The sequence below is a fragment of the Streptomyces sp. NPDC037410 genome (genome assembly GCF_055602235.1).
Map to the genome: position 1 here is coordinate 22646 of NZ_JBVJWR010000035.1, position 19224 is coordinate 41869.

General features: G+C 67.7%; 13 protein-coding genes and 4 pseudogenes. 10 read left to right on the forward strand and 7 right to left on the reverse strand.

The annotated features are described in order from the left end of the window. Positions 1 to 45 precede the first annotated feature (45 nt). The 7 genes and pseudogenes from ACZ7HT_RS35670 to ACZ7HT_RS35700 form a co-directional block, all read left to right on the forward strand. Positions 46 to 927 (forward strand): LysR family transcriptional regulator, encoded by an 882-nt coding sequence (locus ACZ7HT_RS35670; RefSeq protein WP_471173737.1) that lies wholly within the window; start codon positions 46 to 48, stop codon positions 925 to 927. A 977-nt stretch (positions 928 to 1904) separates the two neighbouring features. Beyond that, positions 1905 to 2630: a dienelactone hydrolase family protein gene (locus ACZ7HT_RS35675; RefSeq protein ID WP_471173691.1), complete on the forward strand. Its 726-nt coding sequence runs from the start codon at positions 1905 to 1907 to the stop codon at positions 2628 to 2630. Positions 2631 to 2861: 231 nt separating this feature from the next. Next, the gene (locus ACZ7HT_RS35680; protein ID WP_471173693.1) at positions 2862 to 3704 is read left to right on the forward strand and encodes a hypothetical protein; all 843 of its coding nucleotides are present in this window, start codon (positions 2862 to 2864) and stop codon (positions 3702 to 3704) included. A 490-nt stretch (positions 3705 to 4194) separates the two neighbouring features. Continuing rightward, positions 4195 to 5837 (forward strand): annotated as a pseudogene (gene istA / locus ACZ7HT_RS35685) (IS21 family transposase). Next, positions 5834 to 6382 (forward strand): annotated as a pseudogene (locus tag ACZ7HT_RS35690) (ATP-binding protein); the annotation flags it as partial. The pseudogenes istA and ACZ7HT_RS35690, both read left to right, overlap by 4 nt. A 606-nt stretch (positions 6383 to 6988) precedes the next feature. Continuing rightward, entirely contained in the window at positions 6989 to 8512 is a 1524-nt protein-coding gene (gene ltrA / locus ACZ7HT_RS35695; RefSeq protein ID WP_471173695.1) for a group II intron reverse transcriptase/maturase, read from the forward strand. 115 nt (positions 8513 to 8627) lie between these two features. Then, positions 8628 to 8879 (forward strand): annotated as a pseudogene (locus ACZ7HT_RS35700) (ATP-binding protein); the annotation flags it as partial. 56 nt (positions 8880 to 8935) lie between these two features. On the opposite strand, the gene ACZ7HT_RS35705 reads toward ACZ7HT_RS35700, so the two are convergent. Further along, positions 8936 to 9232, reverse strand: a complete 297-nt coding sequence (locus ACZ7HT_RS35705; protein WP_471173697.1) for a hypothetical protein — start codon at positions 9230 to 9232, stop codon at positions 8936 to 8938. 821 nt (positions 9233 to 10053) lie between these two features. Here ACZ7HT_RS35705 and ACZ7HT_RS35710 point away from each other — a divergent pair. Next, a complete protein-coding gene (locus ACZ7HT_RS35710; RefSeq protein WP_471173698.1) occupies positions 10054 to 10941 on the forward strand; it encodes a hypothetical protein in 888 nt (295 codons plus the stop codon). A gap of 680 nt (positions 10942 to 11621) precedes the next feature. Here ACZ7HT_RS35710 and ACZ7HT_RS35715 read toward each other — a convergent pair. Then, the gene (locus tag ACZ7HT_RS35715; RefSeq protein WP_471173700.1) at positions 11622 to 12509 is read right to left on the reverse strand and encodes a protelomerase family protein; all 888 of its coding nucleotides are present in this window, start codon (positions 12507 to 12509) and stop codon (positions 11622 to 11624) included. Next, positions 12454 to 12918: a transposase gene (locus ACZ7HT_RS35720; protein WP_471173739.1), complete on the reverse strand. Its 465-nt coding sequence runs from the start codon at positions 12916 to 12918 to the stop codon at positions 12454 to 12456. Before ACZ7HT_RS35720 ends, ACZ7HT_RS35715 begins: the two co-directional genes overlap by 56 nt. Before the next feature lie 175 nt (positions 12919 to 13093). Between ACZ7HT_RS35720 and ACZ7HT_RS35725 the strand changes: the two are divergent. Continuing rightward, positions 13094 to 13894, forward strand: a pseudogene (locus ACZ7HT_RS35725) (IS5 family transposase). Here ACZ7HT_RS35725 and ACZ7HT_RS35730 read toward each other — a convergent pair. From ACZ7HT_RS35730 to ACZ7HT_RS35740, 3 genes are all read right to left on the reverse strand, one after another. Further along, entirely contained in the window at positions 13845 to 14201 is a 357-nt protein-coding gene (locus tag ACZ7HT_RS35730; protein ID WP_471173701.1) for an ankyrin repeat domain-containing protein, read from the reverse strand. The pseudogene ACZ7HT_RS35725 and the gene ACZ7HT_RS35730 overlap by 50 nt on opposite strands. A gap of 202 nt (positions 14202 to 14403) precedes the next feature. Next, positions 14404 to 15360 carry an ankyrin repeat domain-containing protein gene (locus ACZ7HT_RS35735; protein WP_471173702.1) on the reverse strand — a complete coding sequence of 319 codons (957 nt, stop codon included), beginning with the start codon at positions 15358 to 15360 and terminating at the stop codon, positions 14404 to 14406. A 93-nt stretch (positions 15361 to 15453) separates the two neighbouring features. Further along, a complete protein-coding gene (locus ACZ7HT_RS35740; RefSeq protein ID WP_471173704.1) occupies positions 15454 to 16224 on the reverse strand; it encodes a hypothetical protein in 771 nt (256 codons plus the stop codon). A gap of 157 nt (positions 16225 to 16381) precedes the next feature. Here ACZ7HT_RS35740 and ACZ7HT_RS35745 point away from each other — a divergent pair, with 157 nt between their 5' ends. Beyond that, a complete protein-coding gene (locus ACZ7HT_RS35745) occupies positions 16382 to 17791 on the forward strand; it encodes a hypothetical protein (protein ID WP_471173706.1) in 1410 nt (469 codons plus the stop codon). 489 nt (positions 17792 to 18280) lie between these two features. Here ACZ7HT_RS35745 and ACZ7HT_RS35750 read toward each other — a convergent pair whose 3' ends face one another. Continuing rightward, on the reverse strand, positions 18281 to 19021 hold the full coding sequence (locus ACZ7HT_RS35750) for an HNH endonuclease family protein (RefSeq protein WP_471173708.1): 741 nt from the start codon (positions 19019 to 19021) through the stop codon (positions 18281 to 18283). Between the last annotated feature and the right edge of the window lie 203 nt (positions 19022 to 19224).

Sequence of the window (19224 nt, forward strand, 5' to 3'; positions counted from 1 at the left end):
ACCGCCGGGACCCCGCCGGTGTCCAAGACTCATTCAGCCGGGCCGATGCCTCATGGGTATCGTTGCAGCGTGGAGCTACGGACCTTGCGCTACTTCGTGGCGGTCGCCGAAGAACTCCACTTCGGCCGGGCCGCCACCCGCCTGCACATGAGTCAGCCGCCGCTGAGCCGGGCGATCAAGCAGCTGGAAGCCGAGCTCGGGACTCTCCTCTTCACCCGCTCGACCACCGGCGTCAAGCTGACTCCGGTGGGCACGGTGCTGCTCGACGAGGCGCGAGCCCTACTCGACCACGCAGACCGCGTCGGGGTGCGCGTGAGCGCAGCGGCCGGCGTCGCGACCATCACCGTCGGCATCCTGGGCGACGGCATCGATCCCGGAGTGTCCCGGCTGGCTGCCGCCTACCGCCGAAGGCATCCCGGCATCGACATCCGCATCCGCGACACCGATCTGACCGACCCGACCTGCGGGCTGCGCGCCGGTCTGGTCGACGTCGCTCTGACCCGGGCGCCGTTCGACGAGACAGCCCTGACGGTGCGTGCGCTGCGGACCGACCCGGTCGGCGTGGTCCTGCGCCCCGATGATCCGCTGGCCCGCCGTGATGGGCTGCGGCTGGCCGAGCTGCGCGACCGCCGCTGGTTCCAGTTCCCGCAAGGCACCGACCCCGTCTGGCAGTCGTACTGGAACGGCGGCAGACCGCGCGAAGGCCCGGTGGTCCGTGCCGTCCACGAATGCCTGCAAGCCGTACTGTGGAACGGCACCGTCGGCCTGGCCCCGCTCGGCCACGACCTGCCCCCGGAGCTCACCGTGGTACCGCTGGCCGACACCGACATGGCGCCGAGTCGGGTGGTCGTGGCGTGGAACGACGCTGACACCAATCCGTTGATCCGGTCCTTCGTCGAGATCGCGACAGCCGCGTATCGCCACTGAGCACCGGCCCCCGGCGCTGCCGTCTCACGTGAACAGCCCGAACGCCGCAGGGCTCTGACACAACTCCTGTACCGGCCGAGAAGGAGGGATGGCGCGTTCGACGCCACAGTCACGCTCACCGTGATCAACACATGAAGGCCGAAGGAGGCGCGCGTTACCTCGGACCACGCCTCCCGGACCGCAGACGACCCGCTGACCGCCCAATCCGTCCTCGAATGCGCCCTTTTCGTGATCGGCCACCGCGAGACTGCTTCATCCGCTCCTTCCACTTCGAGCAGCTGTGGACCCCGGCACAGACTCAGGTCACCACGGCGGACTGCGTGCTGTTCCTGCGGTGGTGGCCCCGTGGGAGGACCAACGGCTTCCGTCGGCAGCACGGAGTCGGTTGGGCTCATCGACTGCGGCGGCTACTGGCCGGGGACCTCCCACAGGACGGCCGACGCGATATCAAGAGCCTGGCTGCAATGGTGGGGGTCACCCGTACTGGCTTCTACCCGGAGATGAACCGTGACGGCTCCTCCCGCACCGGCCTCTACCAACACCTGGCCGAGGGGTTGAGCCGCTGCTTGCAAGCTCTGGAAGCGGCCGGCGAGGTCATCGACCCGCGATCCCCGTAGATCGATCGACTCAGAACTCACGTGGGTGAACTCAAGGAACGGGTCGCCGAATGCAACCTGCAGATAGCCGAGTTGCCCGAGTTCAAGCAGCGAGCAAGCAATGTCCCATATCGCCGTACAACACCAGGAGATCGAGCGCCTGCGTGCTCAGACCGGAGCAGGGGACAAGGTCACTCGGCTACCGAGGCAGCCAGCACCAGCAACGATCGGTTCCAGCAGCTGACGTCCCACGGACACGGCAGCTGAGAAAAGAATCCGTATCTGCAGCGGTTTCTGGCGCGGCCAGAGGGACACCCGCGCTGTTCTGCCAGCGGTGAACCCCGGCCCGACCGGGCCCAACGATCACTACCGTCCAGTCTCATGACGACGATTACCACGCGCACGGTCGAGTACCCGGCCGACGGTCTGACGATGATCGGGCACCTCGCGCTCCCGGCCGGTATCGACCGCCGGCCCGCAGTGCTGCTTGGTCCAGAGGGCACGGGGCTCAGCGACGTCGAGCGCCGCCGGGCCGACGCCCTCGCTGAACTGGGGTACGTGGCGTTTGCCTTCGACATCCACGGCGGGCGCTATTTGGGCGACCCCGAGGAGATGCTGGCCCGTTGCCTGCCGCTGCTCGACGACCCCGACCGGATGCGGGGCATCGGCCACGCGGCGCTCGATGTGCTGCGCGCCGAACCGCGGATCGACCCCGACCGGATCGCCGCCGTCGGCTACGGCACCGGTGGCGCGATCGCGCTGGAACTCGGGCGCGACGGCGTCAACCTGCGCGCGATCGGGACCGTCAACGCACTGACCACCGGCCGACCGGGCGAGGCGGCGCGGATCCGCTGCCCGGTGTGGGCCGGGGTCGGGTCGGAAGACCCGATCATGCCGCCCGCGCAACGGGAGGCATTCACGGCCGAGATGCAGGCGGCGGGCGTCGACTGGCGCCTCGTGGTCTACGGCGGCGCCTTGCACGCCTTCCACCACCCGCCGGTCGACCATCACATGGTCCCTGGCGTCGGCTACCACCCACGGCATGCGCAGCGAGCCTGGCACGACGTGGTCGACCTGCTCACCGAGTGCCTGCCCGTGACGGAGTGATCCGGTCAGTCCAAACCGCGGGTCACGCAGTCTGCTCCCCGCACACGCGGGGGTGCGCGAGGGGCGGTGCGTTGGGTGTGGTGGGTGCTGGTCACCATGGTGAGCAGTGCGAGGACCCAGTCGAGGTCGGTCGTCTTCGGCGTTGATCAGAACGTCGGACCGAGGCTCGGCCCGTCCCACCGACGGCGTTGCGCTCGGCAAGACGACTGGCGGGACGTCTAGTGTCGGCTTGTGGGACAGCCTGATCAGCGCGCCGAAGGCGCGGGACCGTTCACGACCCGCCTGACCTGGCAGGTGCCCGGCGGTGGCACGGCCGTCTGGGAATCCCGGCCTGCCCGGCGCCGAGGCCTTATCGCTGTCAGCCCGCCCGGCGCGGCCGGCGTCCGTCATTTCGGCGCTGATGACACCGCCCTCGCCCGGCTACGCAGGCTCAACACTGTGGCTGCCACCGCCTTCATCATCGGCGGAGCACTCTTCGCGGCCGGCGCCGCCGTCGCCCAATTCGGCTCCGGCGACGCCACTACCTGCGCCTCGGTCTACTTCGCCGGCGGACTGTTCTTCAACACCGGCGGCTACGTGTCCCTGCTCCAGGTCATCAACGCCCCGCGCCATGTACCCGGCGGGGAGGGCGCCCTGCTCGCCCGACGGTGGCGGTGGTGGAGCTATGAACCGATGCGGGTCGACTGGCTGAGTGCCTTCGTCCTGTTCGTCGGTACCCTGGTGTTCGCCGTCGACCTGCTCGACTCCTTCCTCCAAGGCCTGAGCGTCAACCAGATCAACCGGCTGATCTGGGCACCCGACGTGATCGGCTGCGTGCTCTTCCTGATCTCCGGCCACCTTGCTTTCGTCGAGATCTGCCACGGTCGGCCGTGCATCCGACAGCGCAACCTCGGCTGGTGGATTGTCGCCGTGAATCAGCTGGGCTCCGTCCTCTTCGTGATCTCGGCACTCGCCGCCTACACACGCCCCGCCACCGGCAGCCTGATCAACGCCGACATCGCCAACTGGGGCACTCTCACCGGTGCCCTCTGTTTCTCCGCGGGCGGCATCCTCCAGTACTACGAACGTCCCTGACCCGACCTGAAGGGGCGAAGGGGCGGAAGCCAGCCGCGCACACCGCCGTGTGCCGTGCAGGCTGGTTCTAGGCGTGCAGGGCTGAGTGGCGGTTGTCGAAGGTCGTCCGAGGAGGGGCTGCCTGACCATGCGCGTGGCCGCTCACCACTGCACTTACCATGGCTGCTCCCCGTGCTTGTGGGGATGGCCCTGTCGAGAAGTACGCGTACGCGCGGATCATGCACTGTTCCCCGCACTCATGCGGGGTAGCTTGTGCTTGATGAGGGACCTCCACGGCAGTCCGTTCTGTTCCCCGCCCGCGCGGGGATGGTCCCCCGCCGCCGGGCGCCCTGATGTGGCTTTAATCACGAGTCGTGACGTCAGTTGTTCACGTGTTTGGGAGTCACCAGGAACCACGGAAGGGTGATGTTCACGAGTTTCGACGTCACCGGGGTACTTGCCAGGCCAGCATCAGTAGTGCTCCTGGTGAAAGGCCCTGGTCATGCGGCAGATGTCGAAGGTCGAGCTGTACGCCGCGATCCGGCGCGACCACCGAGACGGCATGAAGATGCGGGAGATCTCGCGCAAGTACAACGTGTCGTGGCGGACGATCAGGAAGGCTGTGGACTCGGTCTGGCCGGAGCCGAGGAAGAAGCTCCCGCCGCGAGCGACTGCGCTGGACCCGTACAGGGCGGCGGTCGACGGGATCCTGCGGGCGGACTTGGACGCGCCGCGCAAGCAGCGGCACACGGTCACTCGGATCTTTCACCGCTTGATCGAAGAGCAAGGCGCCGAGGTCTCCTACCAGCAGGTCCGCCGCTACGTCGCCGACCGCAAGCCGCAGATCCTCGTGGAGTCAGGCAAGGCTCCGATCGAGGCGTTCGTCCCGCAGACCCACCAGCCCGGCATGGAGGCCGAGGTCGACTTCGGCGACGTGACCGTGAAGCTCGCCGGCGAGCTGGTGACCTGCTACCTGTTCTCCTTCCGCCTGTCCTACTCGGGCAAGGCCGTCCACCGCGTCTTCGCCTCCTGCGGCCAGGAGGCGTTCTTCGAAGGTCACGTCCACGCGCTGCGGACTTTGGGTGGGGTTCCGCGGAGCAAGGTCCGCTACGACAACCTGAAGGCCGCCGTCGCCCGGGTGCTGGGGCTGAGCCGGGCCCGGGTGGAGGCCGACCGGTGGGTCGCCTTCAAGTCGCACTTCGGGATCGAGAGCTTCTACTGCCGGCCCGGCATCGAGGGCGCCCACGAGAAGGGCGGCGTCGAGGGCCAGATCGGCTACTTCCGCCGAAACCACTTCGTCCCGGTGCCGGAGGTCGAGTCGCTGGCGGAGCTGAACGAGCTGGTCGAGCAGTGGGACCGGCACGACGGGCGGCGCCGGATCGGGTCCAGGGCACGGACGATCGACGAGTACTTCGAGGATGAGCGCCCTCGGCTGCTGCCGCTGCCGGAGGACCCGTTCGAGACGGGGCGGGTGTTCACCCCGCGGGTCGACCGCTACGGCCAGATCACGGTACGCACCAACCGCTACTCGGTGCCGGTCCGCCTGATCGGCAAGCGGTCCGGGTGCTGCTGCATGCCTCTCACCTGGTGGTCTACGACAGGAACGTCGAGGTTGCCCGGCACGAGCGGCTGATCGCCAAGGGCAGCTGCCGGCTGGAGCTGGACCACTGCCTGGAAACCCTGATCCGCAAGCCGGGCGCCTTCCCCGGCGCGACCGCGCTCGACCAGGCCCGCTCCGCTGGGAAGTTCACCCCGGTCCACGACGCCTGGTGGACCGCGGCGGTCCGGGCCCACGGCGACACCGAGGGCACCCGGGCTCTGATCGAGGTGCTGCTGCTGGGCCGCCACCTCGCGCACGAGCACATCGTCGCCGGCCTGGCCACCGCACTGCGGGCCGGGGCTCTGACCGCGGACGCGGTCGCGCTGGAGGCCCGCAAGGCAGCGCAGGCCGAAGACGAATCCGCTGCCGCCGAGGTCCAGACGCCGCGGCCGACTGTCGGACCGGGAGGGGCGAGCGTGACGTTCCTGCATGAGTGGAAGCTCAACCATCTTCCGCCGGACACCAGGCCGCTGCCCTCGGTGTCCCACTACGACCAGTTGCTCCGACACCGCCGCACCAGCGGCAGCGGCCACCGTGAGGGAGAAGCGCCATGACCACCCTGCCCCGCCAGCGGAGCCTGACCGAGCAGGCCGCCGACGCCGCGATCGACTCCGCCTGCCGGCTGCTGCGGCTGCCGTCGATCCGCAACGAGTTCGCCGACATCGCCGACCGGGCGGCGAAGGATCAGATGACCTACCGGGGCTTCCTCGCCGAGCTTCTGATGACCGAGTGCGACGATCGGGCCCGACGCCGCTCGGAGCGTCGGATCAAGGCCGCCGGATTCCCCCGGGACAAGTCGCTGAGGACCTTCGACTTCGACGCCAACCCCAACATCGACCCCGCCGTGGTCAACACCCTCGCCAGCTGCGAGTGGATCAAGAAGAGCCAGCCGCTCTGCCTGATCGGCGACTCCGGCACCGGCAAGTCTCACATGCTCATCGCCCTGGGCACCGAGGCCGCGATGCAGGGCTACCGCGTCCGCTACACGCTCGCCACCAAGCTGGTGAACGAGCTGGTGGAAGCCGCCGACGAGAAGCAGCTGAACAAGACCATCGCCCGCTACGGCCGCGTCGACCTGCTCTGCATCGACGAGCTCGGATGTGCGCCACGAGGCGCTGATGGATCTCGCGGGATGAGAGGCCCGCCGCCGGTCCTCGCAGGGACTGGTTGAAGCTGGAGGCAGGCTGATCCCCGGGTTGGGGGTGAGGCCGGAAGCAGCCTCGACAACGTAGGGGCGGACCGACACCACCAGACGGTTCGTGCCCGCAAGCGAAGACGGAATGGGTGCAAGGAAACTGAACCAGTGGTTGACGTCCCGTGAGTCGTCAGCGGCCTGCCGAACCTGGTGGATGGGCCGCTTTGCAGTGCTGGAGATCGCCGTAGCCGATGGCTTCTCCTCTCCCGCCGCCTTTGTCCGATGGGTTGTGGGAGGCCCGGACCAAGACTGCGATGTGCGGTCCGTGGCGATGCTGCCGGGGTATAGCTGGGCACCGAAGCCGTCACAGAGATCCTCAGTGAACGTGGGAAGCGATCTGGCATCGCCCTTCCCGTCCGGCGGCCGGCCGGGCGACGGGCAGGCGCAATGCCCGCTGATGAAGCCAGATCGTGGCGGAGTCGCCGTAGTACTCGGAGGCCGGGAAAGCCGGTCACATGGGGAAGGGCGACAGCGTGATAGCAGCAGGACTGCTGTCGGGGAGGAACGTTGTTGAATAGCGACGCGCCGCCGACAACTTGGCCGGGCAGCATGACGGCCGAGCGGCGGGTACTCGATCATCAGATCAAACTGCACCGATGGGCAAGGAACGAACCGGGCCGCCGGTTCGATGATGTATTCAACTTGATCTGCGACCGGGCCACTTTGGTGGTGGCTTGGGAGCGGGTGTCTGGCAACCGGGGTGCCAGGACAGCAGGCGTGGATGCGGTCACCCGCTACCACGTCGAGGAACGCCAGGGAGTGATTCCGTTCCTGGAGGAGCTTCGCTCCTCTCTCAAGGATGGGTCCTTCACTGCGTTGCCGGTCAAGCAGGCGGTGATTCCCAAGAAGAACGGCAAGGTCCGTTACCTGGGCATCCCCACCTTGCGCGATCGAGTTGCGCAGATGGCGCTCAAGCTGGTTCTGGAGCCGATCTTCGAGGTCGATTTCTATCCGTCCAGTTACGGGTATCGGCCTGGTCGTCGGACTCAGGATGCCATCGCCGAGATCCACCACTTCACCTGCAAGCCGTCGACCTACGAGTGGGTCATCGAAGGTGACATCAAGGCTTGCTTCGACAACGTCGACCATCACGTCCTGATGGACCTGGTGGCCGAACGCGTCAAGGACCGCAAGGTCCTGCGGCTGGTCAGCGCGTTTCTGCGGGCCGGGGTTGTCGAGACGCACGGTGGATTCGCGGAGACCCTCACGGGTACTCCGCAAGGAGGAGTTGCCTCTCCTCTGTTGGCCAACATCTATCTCTCGGTTCTGGACCGGCATTTCTCGCGGATCTGGGACACGGAGATGACTCCCGGATGGCGCAAGCAGCAACGGCGCCGACGGGGACTGCCGAACTTCCGCATGGTGCGTTACGCGGACGACTTCGTCGTGCTGGTGCACGGAACGAGGTCAGAAGCAGAAGCCATCAAGGCAGAGATTGGCAGTCTGCTGGCCAGCAGACTGAGGATGAACCTCTCGGATGAGAAGACCCAGATCACCCACATCGATGACGGTTTCGTATTTCTCGGCTTCCACATCCAGCGGAGGTCCTGGGGCGGCGGCCGTCGCGTCGTGCTCACCATCCCGTCCAAGCAAGCCTTGGCGTCGGTGATGCACAAGATCAAGAAACTGACGGGGCGAAGTACGACATCGCTCTCGTTGGAGGAGGTGCTGCGGACGGTCAATCCGGTCCTTCGGGGCTGGGCCGCATATTTCCGCTATGGCGTATCCAAGAAGACGTTCTCCTACCTCGGCTGGTATGCGTGGTGGAGGCTGATTCACTGGATTCGCTACAAGCATCCTCACATGACCTGGAAACAGTTGCGCCGCCGCTACTACGGGGCGGACCGCATCACCGAGGGCGGTCTCGTCCTCTACAACCCGGCGAAGATGCGGGTCGAGCGCTACCGCTTCCGCGGAGCGAAGATCAGCACGCCGTACAACATCGACGAGGTGAATCCGGACGGAGCACGCTTTCGCCGGACCAGCCACGATGATGTGGCCTTCGTCGGCCAGGTCAGCGAATACCTCGCCTGATTCATCGGATCACGTGGAGAGCCGGATGCTCGGCCAACGGGCACGTCCGGTTCGGCGGGCGGGGATGGGAAGACCGACACCGGAAACGGTGCACGGCGTCCCGTCCCCGACCCAACACATGGAACTCGACCGCCACGGCGCCGAACTCCTCTTCCAGGTCCTGACCGAACGCGAGGAGAAGAACAGCGTCGCCATCGCCTCCAACGAGTCGTTCGGCGGCTGGACGAAGACCTTCACCGATCCACGGCTCTGCGCGGCCATCGTGGACCGCCTGACCTTCAACGGCACGATCATCGAGACCGGCACCGACTCCTACCGCCTCGCCTCCACACGGGCGCGAGCCGAAGAGCCAGCCAAGGTCGTCTGACGGTTCCCTGCAACCCGCCACCCTTCATGGGTGGCGGGGCGCCGACCAGCCGGTTCTCACTGGCCGAGGGCGCCGTTCTGCTCCAAGCCGTCCATGAACTGCTCGTGCACCCTCAGCTCACGCCCTCTGCCTGGGCTCGTCAGAACGATAGTCTTCGCCTCCGCGAGCGACGTGGGACCCGCCCCCAGCAGTTCACGCGTGATCACCACAGCATCAAGCACCTCGACCTGGCGCTCACTCAGCAGCCGCTGCACAGCAGCCATCCTGCGGTCCCCTGCCAACAGTGGCCGGCACTCGTCGACGAGCACTTCAAGGCGGGCCGTTCTCTCCGGGCTCAGCCCTCTGATCGCCATCGCGCTGTTCCTTCCCTCGCGGATCCGAACTCCTCCCCGATCATCCCGGACGCTCGGACATCAGACTGCCTTCATTTCTCGTGAAGATCAGCGAGCCAGCGGATCACCACCTGCCTCCCAGACTGCTCAACAAACGCTGCCGCTTGAAGTGAACGAAGCCAATGGGCAGTCGCCAGAAGCATGCCGTACGGCACGGCGACGTCCCTACGCGATACCGATGTGCTCCGCACATGCAGTCGGCGTCCTGTATCCCGGTTCCTTTGGTCGGCCGAGTACGTCGGGGGAACCGGTCTCATCCGACCGCCATCCAGCAGCTGGCCCGTTCGGTGCACCGGGTAGCCGCGGCCACCCGGTGCCGTGAGCGGCTCGCCCCGGGCCACCCGGCCCGGGGCGTCGCCGTCCGGACCGTCCCGCACGACCTCCGACGCGGCCGACACCTCGCTCACGACTATTCCCTTCGGCCTAACAACGAACCAAGCTCAATGAACGTGACATAACGCCTAAAACTATGTCAAGAAGTAAGAAAAATGAGCAAGTTGGGCGGCATGCTTAGGTCTGCGCCCGCGTACGCGAAGAGAAATTCACCCGCCCGGGCGTCGTCACCTACGGGTCGCGGCGCGACGGGGCAGGAACCGGCAAAGTCACCACGTCTGCTCTGAAGGACCCAGACCATGTAGCCGACACAGCGTGACCGTCTCGCGGCCAGATACACGCCGCCCGGAGAGAGGAACCATGCCTTGTCTTTGACGTCTCAGATCGGTTCACCCGACAGCCCATTCACCCGCTTCACCGCGTCACACCTGCCACGTCCCCGTCCGGCGATGGACACCTACCGCGCCGCAGTCCGCGCCGCGCACCGGCCTGTGTCCTCACCCGCGCCACAGCCCGGAGTACGGCCGGCATGGACCACGCTCGGCGCAGCAATCGATCACCGACTGCGCTACGCCTTCACCTGCGAAGAGACGTTCGACGGCGCAGTCCGCGAGGGCATTGCGAGCGCGACGGCCTGGTGCGCCGCCATGCAGCGTCTCGACGTCGCCGATGCGATCGCGGCAACCGGCCGTGACCTGGAGCGTGAACTGCACCTTCTGCTCAGCCAGGAGCAGCCCGACACCCGCACCCGGCCGATACTGCTCGCTGCCGCGGCCGAGGAACGACTGGCCCGCCTGTGCGTGGCGATGGTGTGGTTCGAGGAGGTCTACCGGACCGGGATCCTGTACCCAGGGTCGGCGATCGCGCATCTGGCTGCCGAGCTCACGCTGCCCGCGCTGCTCGCCCACGTCCCCGACTATGCGGTGGACGACCTCACCGTGCAGGTACGGCTCGCGCAGGATGCCCTGGGCGAGCTGCGTGCCAGCACCAAGCCCGAGGAGTGCTATTCGGGGCCTACCTTCGCCGGCTCCTGCGCGGTGGGCGGCGCGGACGCGGACCTGATCGCCGGCCGGCTGCTCCTGGACTTCAAAGCTCTGAAAGATCCAGTTCGACTCCCGCCAGCAGCGGCGTACCAACTGGCCGGGTATGCGTTGCTGGACTTTGAGGACCTTTACGGCCTGGAGAGGGTCGGCTTCTACCTCACCCGCAGCGGACAACTGATCACCTGGGAACTGGCGGAGTTCGCAGCCCTGCTGGGTGCCCAGGCCCCGGTGCCCGAACTACGGGCCGAGCTGTCCAACCACCTCGCCAGCGAAGATCCGAATCCGGAGTCTTGACGTACTCCCCGTCCTTTAGGGCAGGGAGTACGTCAATGCCCCCGACTCCTTGGCGACCTTGCGAATACTGAATCCTTCTCTGTGCCGCCGCCTGATCCGACCGGCGACTTTGATCGTGACCATGCGTCCCTCCCTCGTTTCTATCACCAGGCCAACGACGACAGGTGACGTGAGGTTGCACGGGCGGAGGAAGGCAGTCTTAGGAGCTTGGCGTAGGAGTGGAACCGGCTTTCCGCCACGGAGAGCCGCAGGAGGCCTCCGATCACGCCACCGTCCCAGGAGGCCCAGGGGGCATGGCAGCTGAGGGCTAATCAGATCCATGCGAAGTGTTCAGGTTTAGTTCGCCCGGGAACAGAAGGCGTCACCGGAGATGGCTCGATATGAAGGCATGCCGCCTACCGTCGGTGTGAGTACCGCCTCGCAAGGGCGGGGGCGAGCCGTGTAGGCCGGTTCCGTATTTCTTCGCCCGTACGCGGGGCCGGTCGCCGCAAGTCCGAAACGGCGTCGACGGCGAGTTGATGGCCGACCTGGTCCGGCGTCGCGCACCGGGCTCGCCCGACTGCCATCCGGGCGGGCTGATACGGCCGGCCCATCGGCGGTTGCGGATGCGTCCGGCGGACAGGCCCTCGCTGGGCAAGGCCGCGTCGGGATCCCGGGCCGCCCGAGCGAGGGCTGTGCAGTCACTGCGATTCGGCGCCGTCGATCACGTAGAAGGCGAAGTAGAACAAGGAGGTGTTCAGGTCGGTCCCCTGATGGCCCAGGACCTCGTTGTAGAACTGGACTTCGGAGATCTTCCGGCTGGAGAACTTGCGGTACGCGACGGCGGCGTACGCCTCACGCAGTTCACGTGGGGTGATCGGCTCTCCGTCGGCGTCGGTGAACGTGCGCTTGGCTACGATGCCGACCTCTTTACCGAAGCGCTGCGAATAAGTCTTGTTGTCCAGAGCGGGATCGACCTCCTCGCGGATGCGGGCGATGGACTCGAGAACGAGGTCCCGCTCGGCGAGCACGGGGATGGAGTAGGCGGTGGCGGCGCGCTCCGCCTCGCGTGTCTTGGTCTGCCCGCTGAACAGCACCCGCGGGGCGCCGGCAGGGTCCGGTTCGAAGCCGCCCACGCAGCCGGCCTCGTAGGGACGGCGCCCGGTGAGGGCCACGACACCGGCGATGGCCGCGGCATTGGACCAGCGGACCTTCGCGTTGTAGCTCAGCAGCGCCACGGCCCGCTCGACGTGCTCCTGCGCGTTCAGCGGCCGCTGGTTGCGGTGCCGTTCCTCGCGCTGCTCCTGCTGGTGCTGGCGGTACTCCGTCACGCGGGGGGCCGAGTACTTGAACTTCTCGAGGACGGGGGCCCCCTCGCCCAGTTCAGCCTTGATCACGTTGCGGTAGTCGGTAATCAGGCTGCGGTTCGTGGTCGGTGCGTAGGGCGTGCCGGTCTTCGGATTGACGCGCCGGTGGATGGCCGACAGTTCGGTGAGCACGGCCATGTGCATCTTCTGCTCGGCGGAGCCGATGTCACGGATCTTGGCCACGAAGCGGTCGATCCGCTCTTTGTCTGCGGGGGTCAGCATGGCGAGGCCCTTCGAGTCGAGGTCGTCTGGGGGAGGGGTAGCCCGGGGTGGCTTTGTCGAGCAGGTGCAGGTCGGGAAGTCCGGTACGTATCTTTGGGGTTATGCCCCAAAGATACGTACCGGGCGGGTGCAGTGCAACCCCGACACACCCTGCGGCGGAGGAGGAGCCTTGAGGTACGCAACGTGGACGGGGCACTGCGCCAAGGGCACCCGGCTGCTGATGGATCTTCGAGGAGCTGCTGGCCTTGGCGGTGCCGTAGCGACTGGTCTCGGTGGTCGTGGCGTGCTGGGGCTCGGGCCAGGTGATCGGTTTGTTCAGCGCGAACTCGGGGCCGTGCTTGGGAGGCCGGCCGTTGGTCCCCCGTATCCTGGGCGGCTTCGGTAGCCGCAGTACCCGGTCCGAACGGATTCGGCTGGACGAGCCGTTCGTAGTCCCGCGCGTGGCGACGGGCGTTCATCATCCAGGCCCAGGTCCGTTCGACGACCGGACGGCGGGGCAGCACGACGAAGCCCGAGGAGTCCTTCGGACGGCTAAGAGGTCATCTCATTTGGCCCGGTTCGGTAGGCTGCCGGCCGTGGTGGGGATTGTTGAGCGGCTGGTGCCGGACGAGTTGTGGGAGCTGTTCCAGCGAGTGGTGCCGGAGGCTCCATCGCGCCCTCAGGGCGGTGGCCGGCGTCGGCATGGTGACCGAGAGGTGTTGGCCGCGATCGTGTTTGTGGCCACATCGGGCTGCACGTGGCAGCAGTTGCCGTCCGCGTCGTTCGGGCCGTCGGGAGCGACAGCCCACCGACGCTTCTCTGAGTGGACGAAGGCCAGAGTGTGGGCCAAGCTCTACCGCCTGGTCCTCGACGATCTTGGCTCGCGAGGTGAGCTGGACTGGTCCCGCTGCGCGATCGACTCGGTGAACATGCGGGCCATGAAAAGGGGGACCTGACAGGTCCGAATCCTGTCGATCGGGGCGAGTACGGCTCGAAGATCCACCTGGTCACCGAGCAGACCGGTCTGCCCATTTCTGTCGGGATCTCGGCAGCCAATCTGCACGACAGTCAGGCCCTGATCCCGTTGGTCAAGGGCATACCGCCGATCCGGTCCCGCCGTGGGCCTCGGCGGCGAAGGCCGAGCAAGCTCCATGCCGACAAGGGCTATGACTACTCTCACCTGCGGCGATGGTTACGCGGACGTGGTATCACCCACCGCATCGCTCGTAGGGGGCGTCGAGTCCTCGCAGCGGCTGGGCCGCCATCGCTGGGCTATCGAACGCACCATGGCCTGGCTCGCCGGCTGCCGCCGGCTCCACCGACGCTACGAACGCAAGGCCGACCACTTCCTCGCCTTCACCACCATCGCCTGCGTCCTCGTCTGCTACCGACGGCTCGCTTGTTGATGTGGGTACGCAGCAGCTGTATGGCCAGTTCATGATCGTAGGAAGTGGCCAGGTCCAGGGGAGTGTGACCGTCTGGATCAGCGAGTTCAGGGTCCGCGCCGAACGCCAGCAGGACGGCAGTGGTGTGCACCGTCAACGGCTGGCCGCTCTGCAGGGCGCCATCCCCCTCGGTGTCGATCGCGTGTGTCAGCAGCGTCATGTTGCTGAAGACCTCATCTGGGTCGGCGCCGTGGGCGAGCAGACGGGCCAGGGTTTCCACATCCTCGTGCTCGACCGCGTGATGGGTTGGTGTCCAGTAGTCGCTCATCGGGGCATTGAACAGCGATCGAGACGCCCCTACCAGCGACTTTCCATATCGCCGGCAACCAAATGAGATGACCTCTAAGGCGCCGGTCTTCAGGAGTCGGCGGCCTCCACTCCTGCCTCGGCCCTCTCCTTGAGCGGCTTGCAGACCGCCTCCCAGGCGTAGGGGGCCACGTGGTTGAGGACTGCGGGTCAGGACTGCCGGGTCAGTGACTCCAGTAGTCATGGTCCGGCAGCTCGACCCACACATCAGGAGGTCCGACCACGGCGCGTGCGTCGGTGGGACGCAGTCCCGCGAAGGCGCAGGAGTAGGCCACGGCCTTGTACTGGTAGAGGTAGGAGTCCAGTACTTCTTCGGGGGTGTCGTTCTCGTACGGTCCGCCGCCCGGGTGCAGGTCCCAGCTCTCGAGGGTCCCGTGACGGGCGATGCTGCCCTGGTTGCCGCTCTTGGGATTGGCGTACAGGCCGTAGCAGACGGTGCCGGCGGACAGCCGGGTCAGCACGCCCGGCATCTGCGGCGCGTACCCCCAGGGCTGGGTCACGACACAGCCGCCCGGCACGGACGTCACGCCGATGAACCGCAGGCTCTCGTCCATGTCGTACGCGTACGGGTCTTCGAGTAGCTCGTCGATGACCTCGTCCTCCACCAACGTCGCCTCCAGACGGTGAACCGCCTCGGCCGCGTCGATCCCGGACACGCAGGCCAGCCCCGTGCCGTCGTAGTGGAACTCGCCCAGTGCCGCGATGAGCCGGCCGGCCTCATTCGCCGCCGACTGCTCGGTGGCGGTCAGGCGCACGCCCGCCGGCACCGGGAAGAGATCCGGCGTTGGGCCCGCCAGGTTCAGCCGTCCCGGTGACCAGCCGCCGATCGACGGCCGCCAAGGATCGGCCCCGGCAGCGGCGAGGGCCCGCGCGTTCTCCGGCTTCCTGGAGAGCACGGCCTCCCACAGGGCCGTCACCCCGCCCTCCAGCGCGTCCACGTCCGCCACGCGACCGGCCAGCTCCGCGACGACCTCCGGAGAACCGGACCACGCCGCACGGTGCAGCGGCCGGCCCCCGCTCCACTTTTCCGGATCAGCACCCTTGTCGAGGCGCCGACGAACGTCGTCCTGGTTCGTCCAGTCCCAGCCCATGCCGCTCCAGCCGTCATCCACCGCTGCCACCGATCCCCTCCAACGCCCGACCACACCGCTTCCCCGCCTTCACACGCTCGCACACGGGTCCGACAGATGGCGCTCACCCCGTTGGTGGGGGTGTCAACTGCGGGGCAGGTCGGGGAACCGGTCGTAGTCGGGATCGCCAGGAGACGCGATGGACTCGATCCGCTGGGACGGGATCGGCGATCTGTAGAAGACGTCGGCATCGGCCGGTCCGTAGCCCAGGGCCTTGCCGGCAAAGACGTGGACGACGGAGGGGAAGACGCTGTACCCCTCCCGCACGGTGGTGGTGAGGTCGAGGAGGGCGGTGACGACCGATGGGACTCCCAGGCTGCGTAGCTTCGCGGCGAGAGCGGGGGAGCCCTCGCAGTGCTGCCAGTAGATCGCCTCGCCGCCCCAGTAGGTCAGCAGCCGGCGGATTCCGCCGACGTGGTGGACCTGGGGCGCGGCCGACAGGGTCAGGCACACCTGGTCCTCACGCCTGCCCCACCCGCGCTGTGCGGGGACCGTCTCGTTCACCGACCGCAGCACCCCGTGCTCCGCCTCGGTCAGGTATCCGAGCGCGTGGGCCTGGTCCAGGCGGTCGTTGACGAGCTGGGCGTTGAGCAGCCGCAGGCCCTGGGCGCGGATCGCGTCCTTCTCGTGGTCCAGCAGACGGGTGTGGTGGCGGGCCCGGACGAGGTGGCCTTCGAGGTGGGCAAGGACGGTGTCCTCATGCGACAGGAGGTCGAGGTCCTGGTAGTACTCCGGGGCGTGACCCGCGCGGCGGGCATCGTCAGCGAGCCGGCCGACAAGGCCGGCGAGCGGACGGGGCCAGGTGGCAGGGACATCCACGTCGACGATCGGCAGGCCGGCCGGTTCCATAGGCATGTCCGCCAGTGTGCAGCCGTCCAGAGCGCGGCGTCCTGCGCTTTTCGCCCCGCCCGCCGCACCCCGTAGACCGCAGGCCGGGGCCACGGTCTCCGGCCGGTCTCGGTGTGGGAAAACCGCTGCCCACGGGTATGGCGGCCAACTACGTTCGGGCCGTATGAGCAACCATTCTTCCCTGCGCGAGACCATCCTGTTGTGGCTCGAGCACGCCCGCACCCTGCCGCCGGTCCCTCAGGCGATCACCGACGCGGAGCTGGCGGACGGACCCGAGTGGGACGCGCTGGAGGAAGCGGTGGCCGCAGCGGCACCACGGGATGAGCACCCTGACCTCTACGCCAAGGTCGACGGGGACTGGAAACCGAACCACCGGACGCTGCTGGGGGAGTCGGGACTGGGCGAGGCGACGCGTCTGATCGCCCAGAACACAGCCGTGCCCGAGACCAAAGTCGCAGACAGCTTCGTCGCCTTCTGTACCCACCCGGCGCCGGTCCCCGAGCGATGGCTCCTCCTCAACGCCACCTTCCCCCACGGCAGCCGGGTTCCGTTGGGGCAGTACACCCTGCAGACCTTCACCCAGGACGAGCTCCTCCAGAGGGTTCCGATGCCAGTGCTGCACGGGCTCACGCCCGACGGTCTCGATCTCGGGCTGATCGCCGGCGCACCGTTCCTCCACCTGCCCGACCCCGGCCGCATGGTCACCCGCCGCACAACCTGGTTCGACGCCACCGGCCCGAGAGCGGAAGCCCCGCACTGGCAGGGCCTCCTCCCGCTGATGCTGTGGGACACCGAACTCCTGCGCATGGACTCGGTCTTCACCGTCCAGCGCGGCCGCCGCTTCGCCCTGAACCCCTTCACCGTCCCCACCAGGATGCACACCTACGAAGACCACCACGGCAGGGAGACGGAGGCCGAGGTCCACGCCACCGGCGACTTCCACGTTCAGGCCGCCGACCTTCCGGCCCTGACCACCTTCTGCAGCGCGATCTCGGCGAAGATCGACACGATCATGGCCGGCGAGAATCACGACGATGATCTCCCCAAGGAGCGTGCCCGGCGCCTCAACCGCGCCGCCCGACACCTCCTGGCTGCTTACCAGCGCACCTACCACGACTACGGCGTCTGGCAAGTGGACGCTGACGAACTGCTTCTCGACTACGTCATCGCCCTGGAAGCCCTGCTCCGCAGCCCCAACGACCCCCGCGGCGGGATCGTGCGCAGCCTGAGGACCCGCGCGTCCGCGCTGTTCCTCACCCCCGCCCACCAGGACCAGGCTCACACCGTCATCGATGACGCCTACACCGCCCGCTCCCTCTACGTCCACGGCAAGGTGATCAAGAACCAGACGGAGAGGGACAAGCAGGAGGAGCTGCGCACTCTCAGGCTCCTGACCCTGCAGATCATGCTGCGCTGGCTCGTCCTGACACCCTCCGACACCGACGACCTCGCACCCTTGCTCGATGCCGCTGCCCAGGGCACCGGCCGCGAAGAACACATCGACCGCCCCCTGCGTGCCTTCTTCACCACCACCCCGCCACGCAGCCGCCCCGCCGACATCACCCCCGGCTGAGCCCTGCGGACCGCACCGAGCGGCCGACAGCACCACACAGCGCAAGGACAGGACTCCACGGGGCCGCGCTTACGACGCCGCGCCCGCGCCGGGCGCACCAACGCGGCACGGCCCAAGCGGACGACTCTCATCCCGCGGTCAACCACACGCGTCACCACCGATGTGACGGCTGTCCCCCGTCGGCATGGCACAGGGCCGGTGACGGGCCCCCTAAAAATGAACCCCGCTGCGGCGCGCCCGCGGCATCACTACGGTGAGTCCGGGGAGTGGGTCGACTGGTCGTTGGTGCCGCCTCCCGAAGTGCCCCCGTACCTGGCACCTGACGGCCCGGTGCGGGGGCACAAAGCGCTCACCGAACCGGCGGAGCCGAAGCGCCGGGGCGTACGGGGACGAACTTGCCCCACCAGCCCTGCACATTCCGCTCAGGACCGCCGGCTTCTTGCCCCAGTCCCGGCCGTTGCATCCGGCTGCTCCAGTCCGTTTGGGCGGCTACGGAACGGGCTCGTAGTTGACGAGGGTGGTGGGGCAGTCCTCGGCGAGTGCGAGCAGGGCCTGGCGCTCGGCTTCGTCGGCGGCCAGGTCCCAGCGCAGCTTCGTGCCGGTCCAGGTCGCGGCGTAGGTGCAGTGGTAGGAGGTGTCCGAGGGCAGCCACTCGGCGGGGTCCTTGTCGGCCTTGGACCGGTTGGAGGCCGCGGTGACGGCGATGAGGGTGTCGGGGCTGTCCTGGTCGTTCGCGTACGCCTCGCGCCGCGCCGGGCTCCAGGGAGTCTGCTCGGAGTCGTAGACCTCGGCGAGCGGCACGAAGTGGTCGACGTCGAGGCGGGCCGCGTCAGTGACCACGACGTTGTCGTACCTGCTGAGCCAGGACCCGCCGCTCAGCAGGCAGCCGGCCGTGACCTGGGGCGCCTCGACAGCTTCGGCGAGGATGACCTCCTTGCGGGTGTTGCAGCCGTCGGTCGCGTTCAGGCCCTTGTTCCAGTGCTTGTAGAGGGTCCGGCTGTAGCCCTCGCGGTGCTCGGCGGCGACGGGAATCTGCCCGACGGCCTCGAACAGGGGAAGCAGCACACGTGCCCGCGCCGGCGAGCCGGCCGTGTTCGGGAGCGCAGCGCGCGGGGTGAAAGATGCCGGCGGCGCAGCCGGGGTGGCGGCCGTTGCCGACAGCGGCATCAGGACAGGAATGGCGGCAAGGACGAGCGCGGGCAGAGCACGCCGCACGAGAGTGGTGATCATGCTTCGCGTTGTAGCCGCAGCTTTCTTCCCCTGGGAAGCCGCTTACGAGCCGACTCACCCGGGCGGGTGGCGGTTTTCACTGCAGAAACGTCAACCCCGCCCCTGCGGCGCCCGATTCCGCAACGGCAACAGTGGACGGCACCCACCACGGGACGGGCGCCTGCAGTCCCGCCCCGCCCCCGACCTCTCCAGGCCGCTCAGGG

Excerpts from the sequence above, each read along its gene's own strand:
- ACZ7HT_RS35710 (WP_471173698.1), top strand. The coding sequence starts at position 10,054 with ATGGACACCTACCGCGCCGCAGTCCGCGCCGCGCACCGGCCTGTGTCC.
- ACZ7HT_RS35750 (WP_471173708.1), bottom strand. The coding sequence starts at position 19,021 with ATGATCACCACTCTCGTGCGGCGTGCTCTGCCCGCGCTCGTCCTTGCC.
- ACZ7HT_RS35705 (WP_471173697.1), bottom strand. The coding sequence starts at position 9,232 with ATGGCGATCAGAGGGCTGAGCCCGGAGAGAACGGCCCGCCTTGAAGTG.
- ACZ7HT_RS35670 (WP_471173737.1), top strand. The coding sequence starts at position 46 with ATGCCTCATGGGTATCGTTGCAGCGTGGAGCTACGGACCTTGCGCTAC.
- ACZ7HT_RS35740 (WP_471173704.1), bottom strand. The coding sequence starts at position 16,224 with ATGCCTATGGAACCGGCCGGCCTGCCGATCGTCGACGTGGATGTCCCT.
- ACZ7HT_RS35730 (WP_471173701.1), bottom strand. The coding sequence starts at position 14,201 with ATGAGCGACTACTGGACACCAACCCATCACGCGGTCGAGCACGAGGAT.
- ACZ7HT_RS35715 (WP_471173700.1), bottom strand. The coding sequence starts at position 12,509 with ATGCTGACCCCCGCAGACAAAGAGCGGATCGACCGCTTCGTGGCCAAG.
- ACZ7HT_RS35675 (WP_471173691.1), top strand. The coding sequence starts at position 1,905 with ATGACGACGATTACCACGCGCACGGTCGAGTACCCGGCCGACGGTCTG.
- ACZ7HT_RS35745 (WP_471173706.1), top strand. The coding sequence starts at position 16,382 with ATGAGCAACCATTCTTCCCTGCGCGAGACCATCCTGTTGTGGCTCGAG.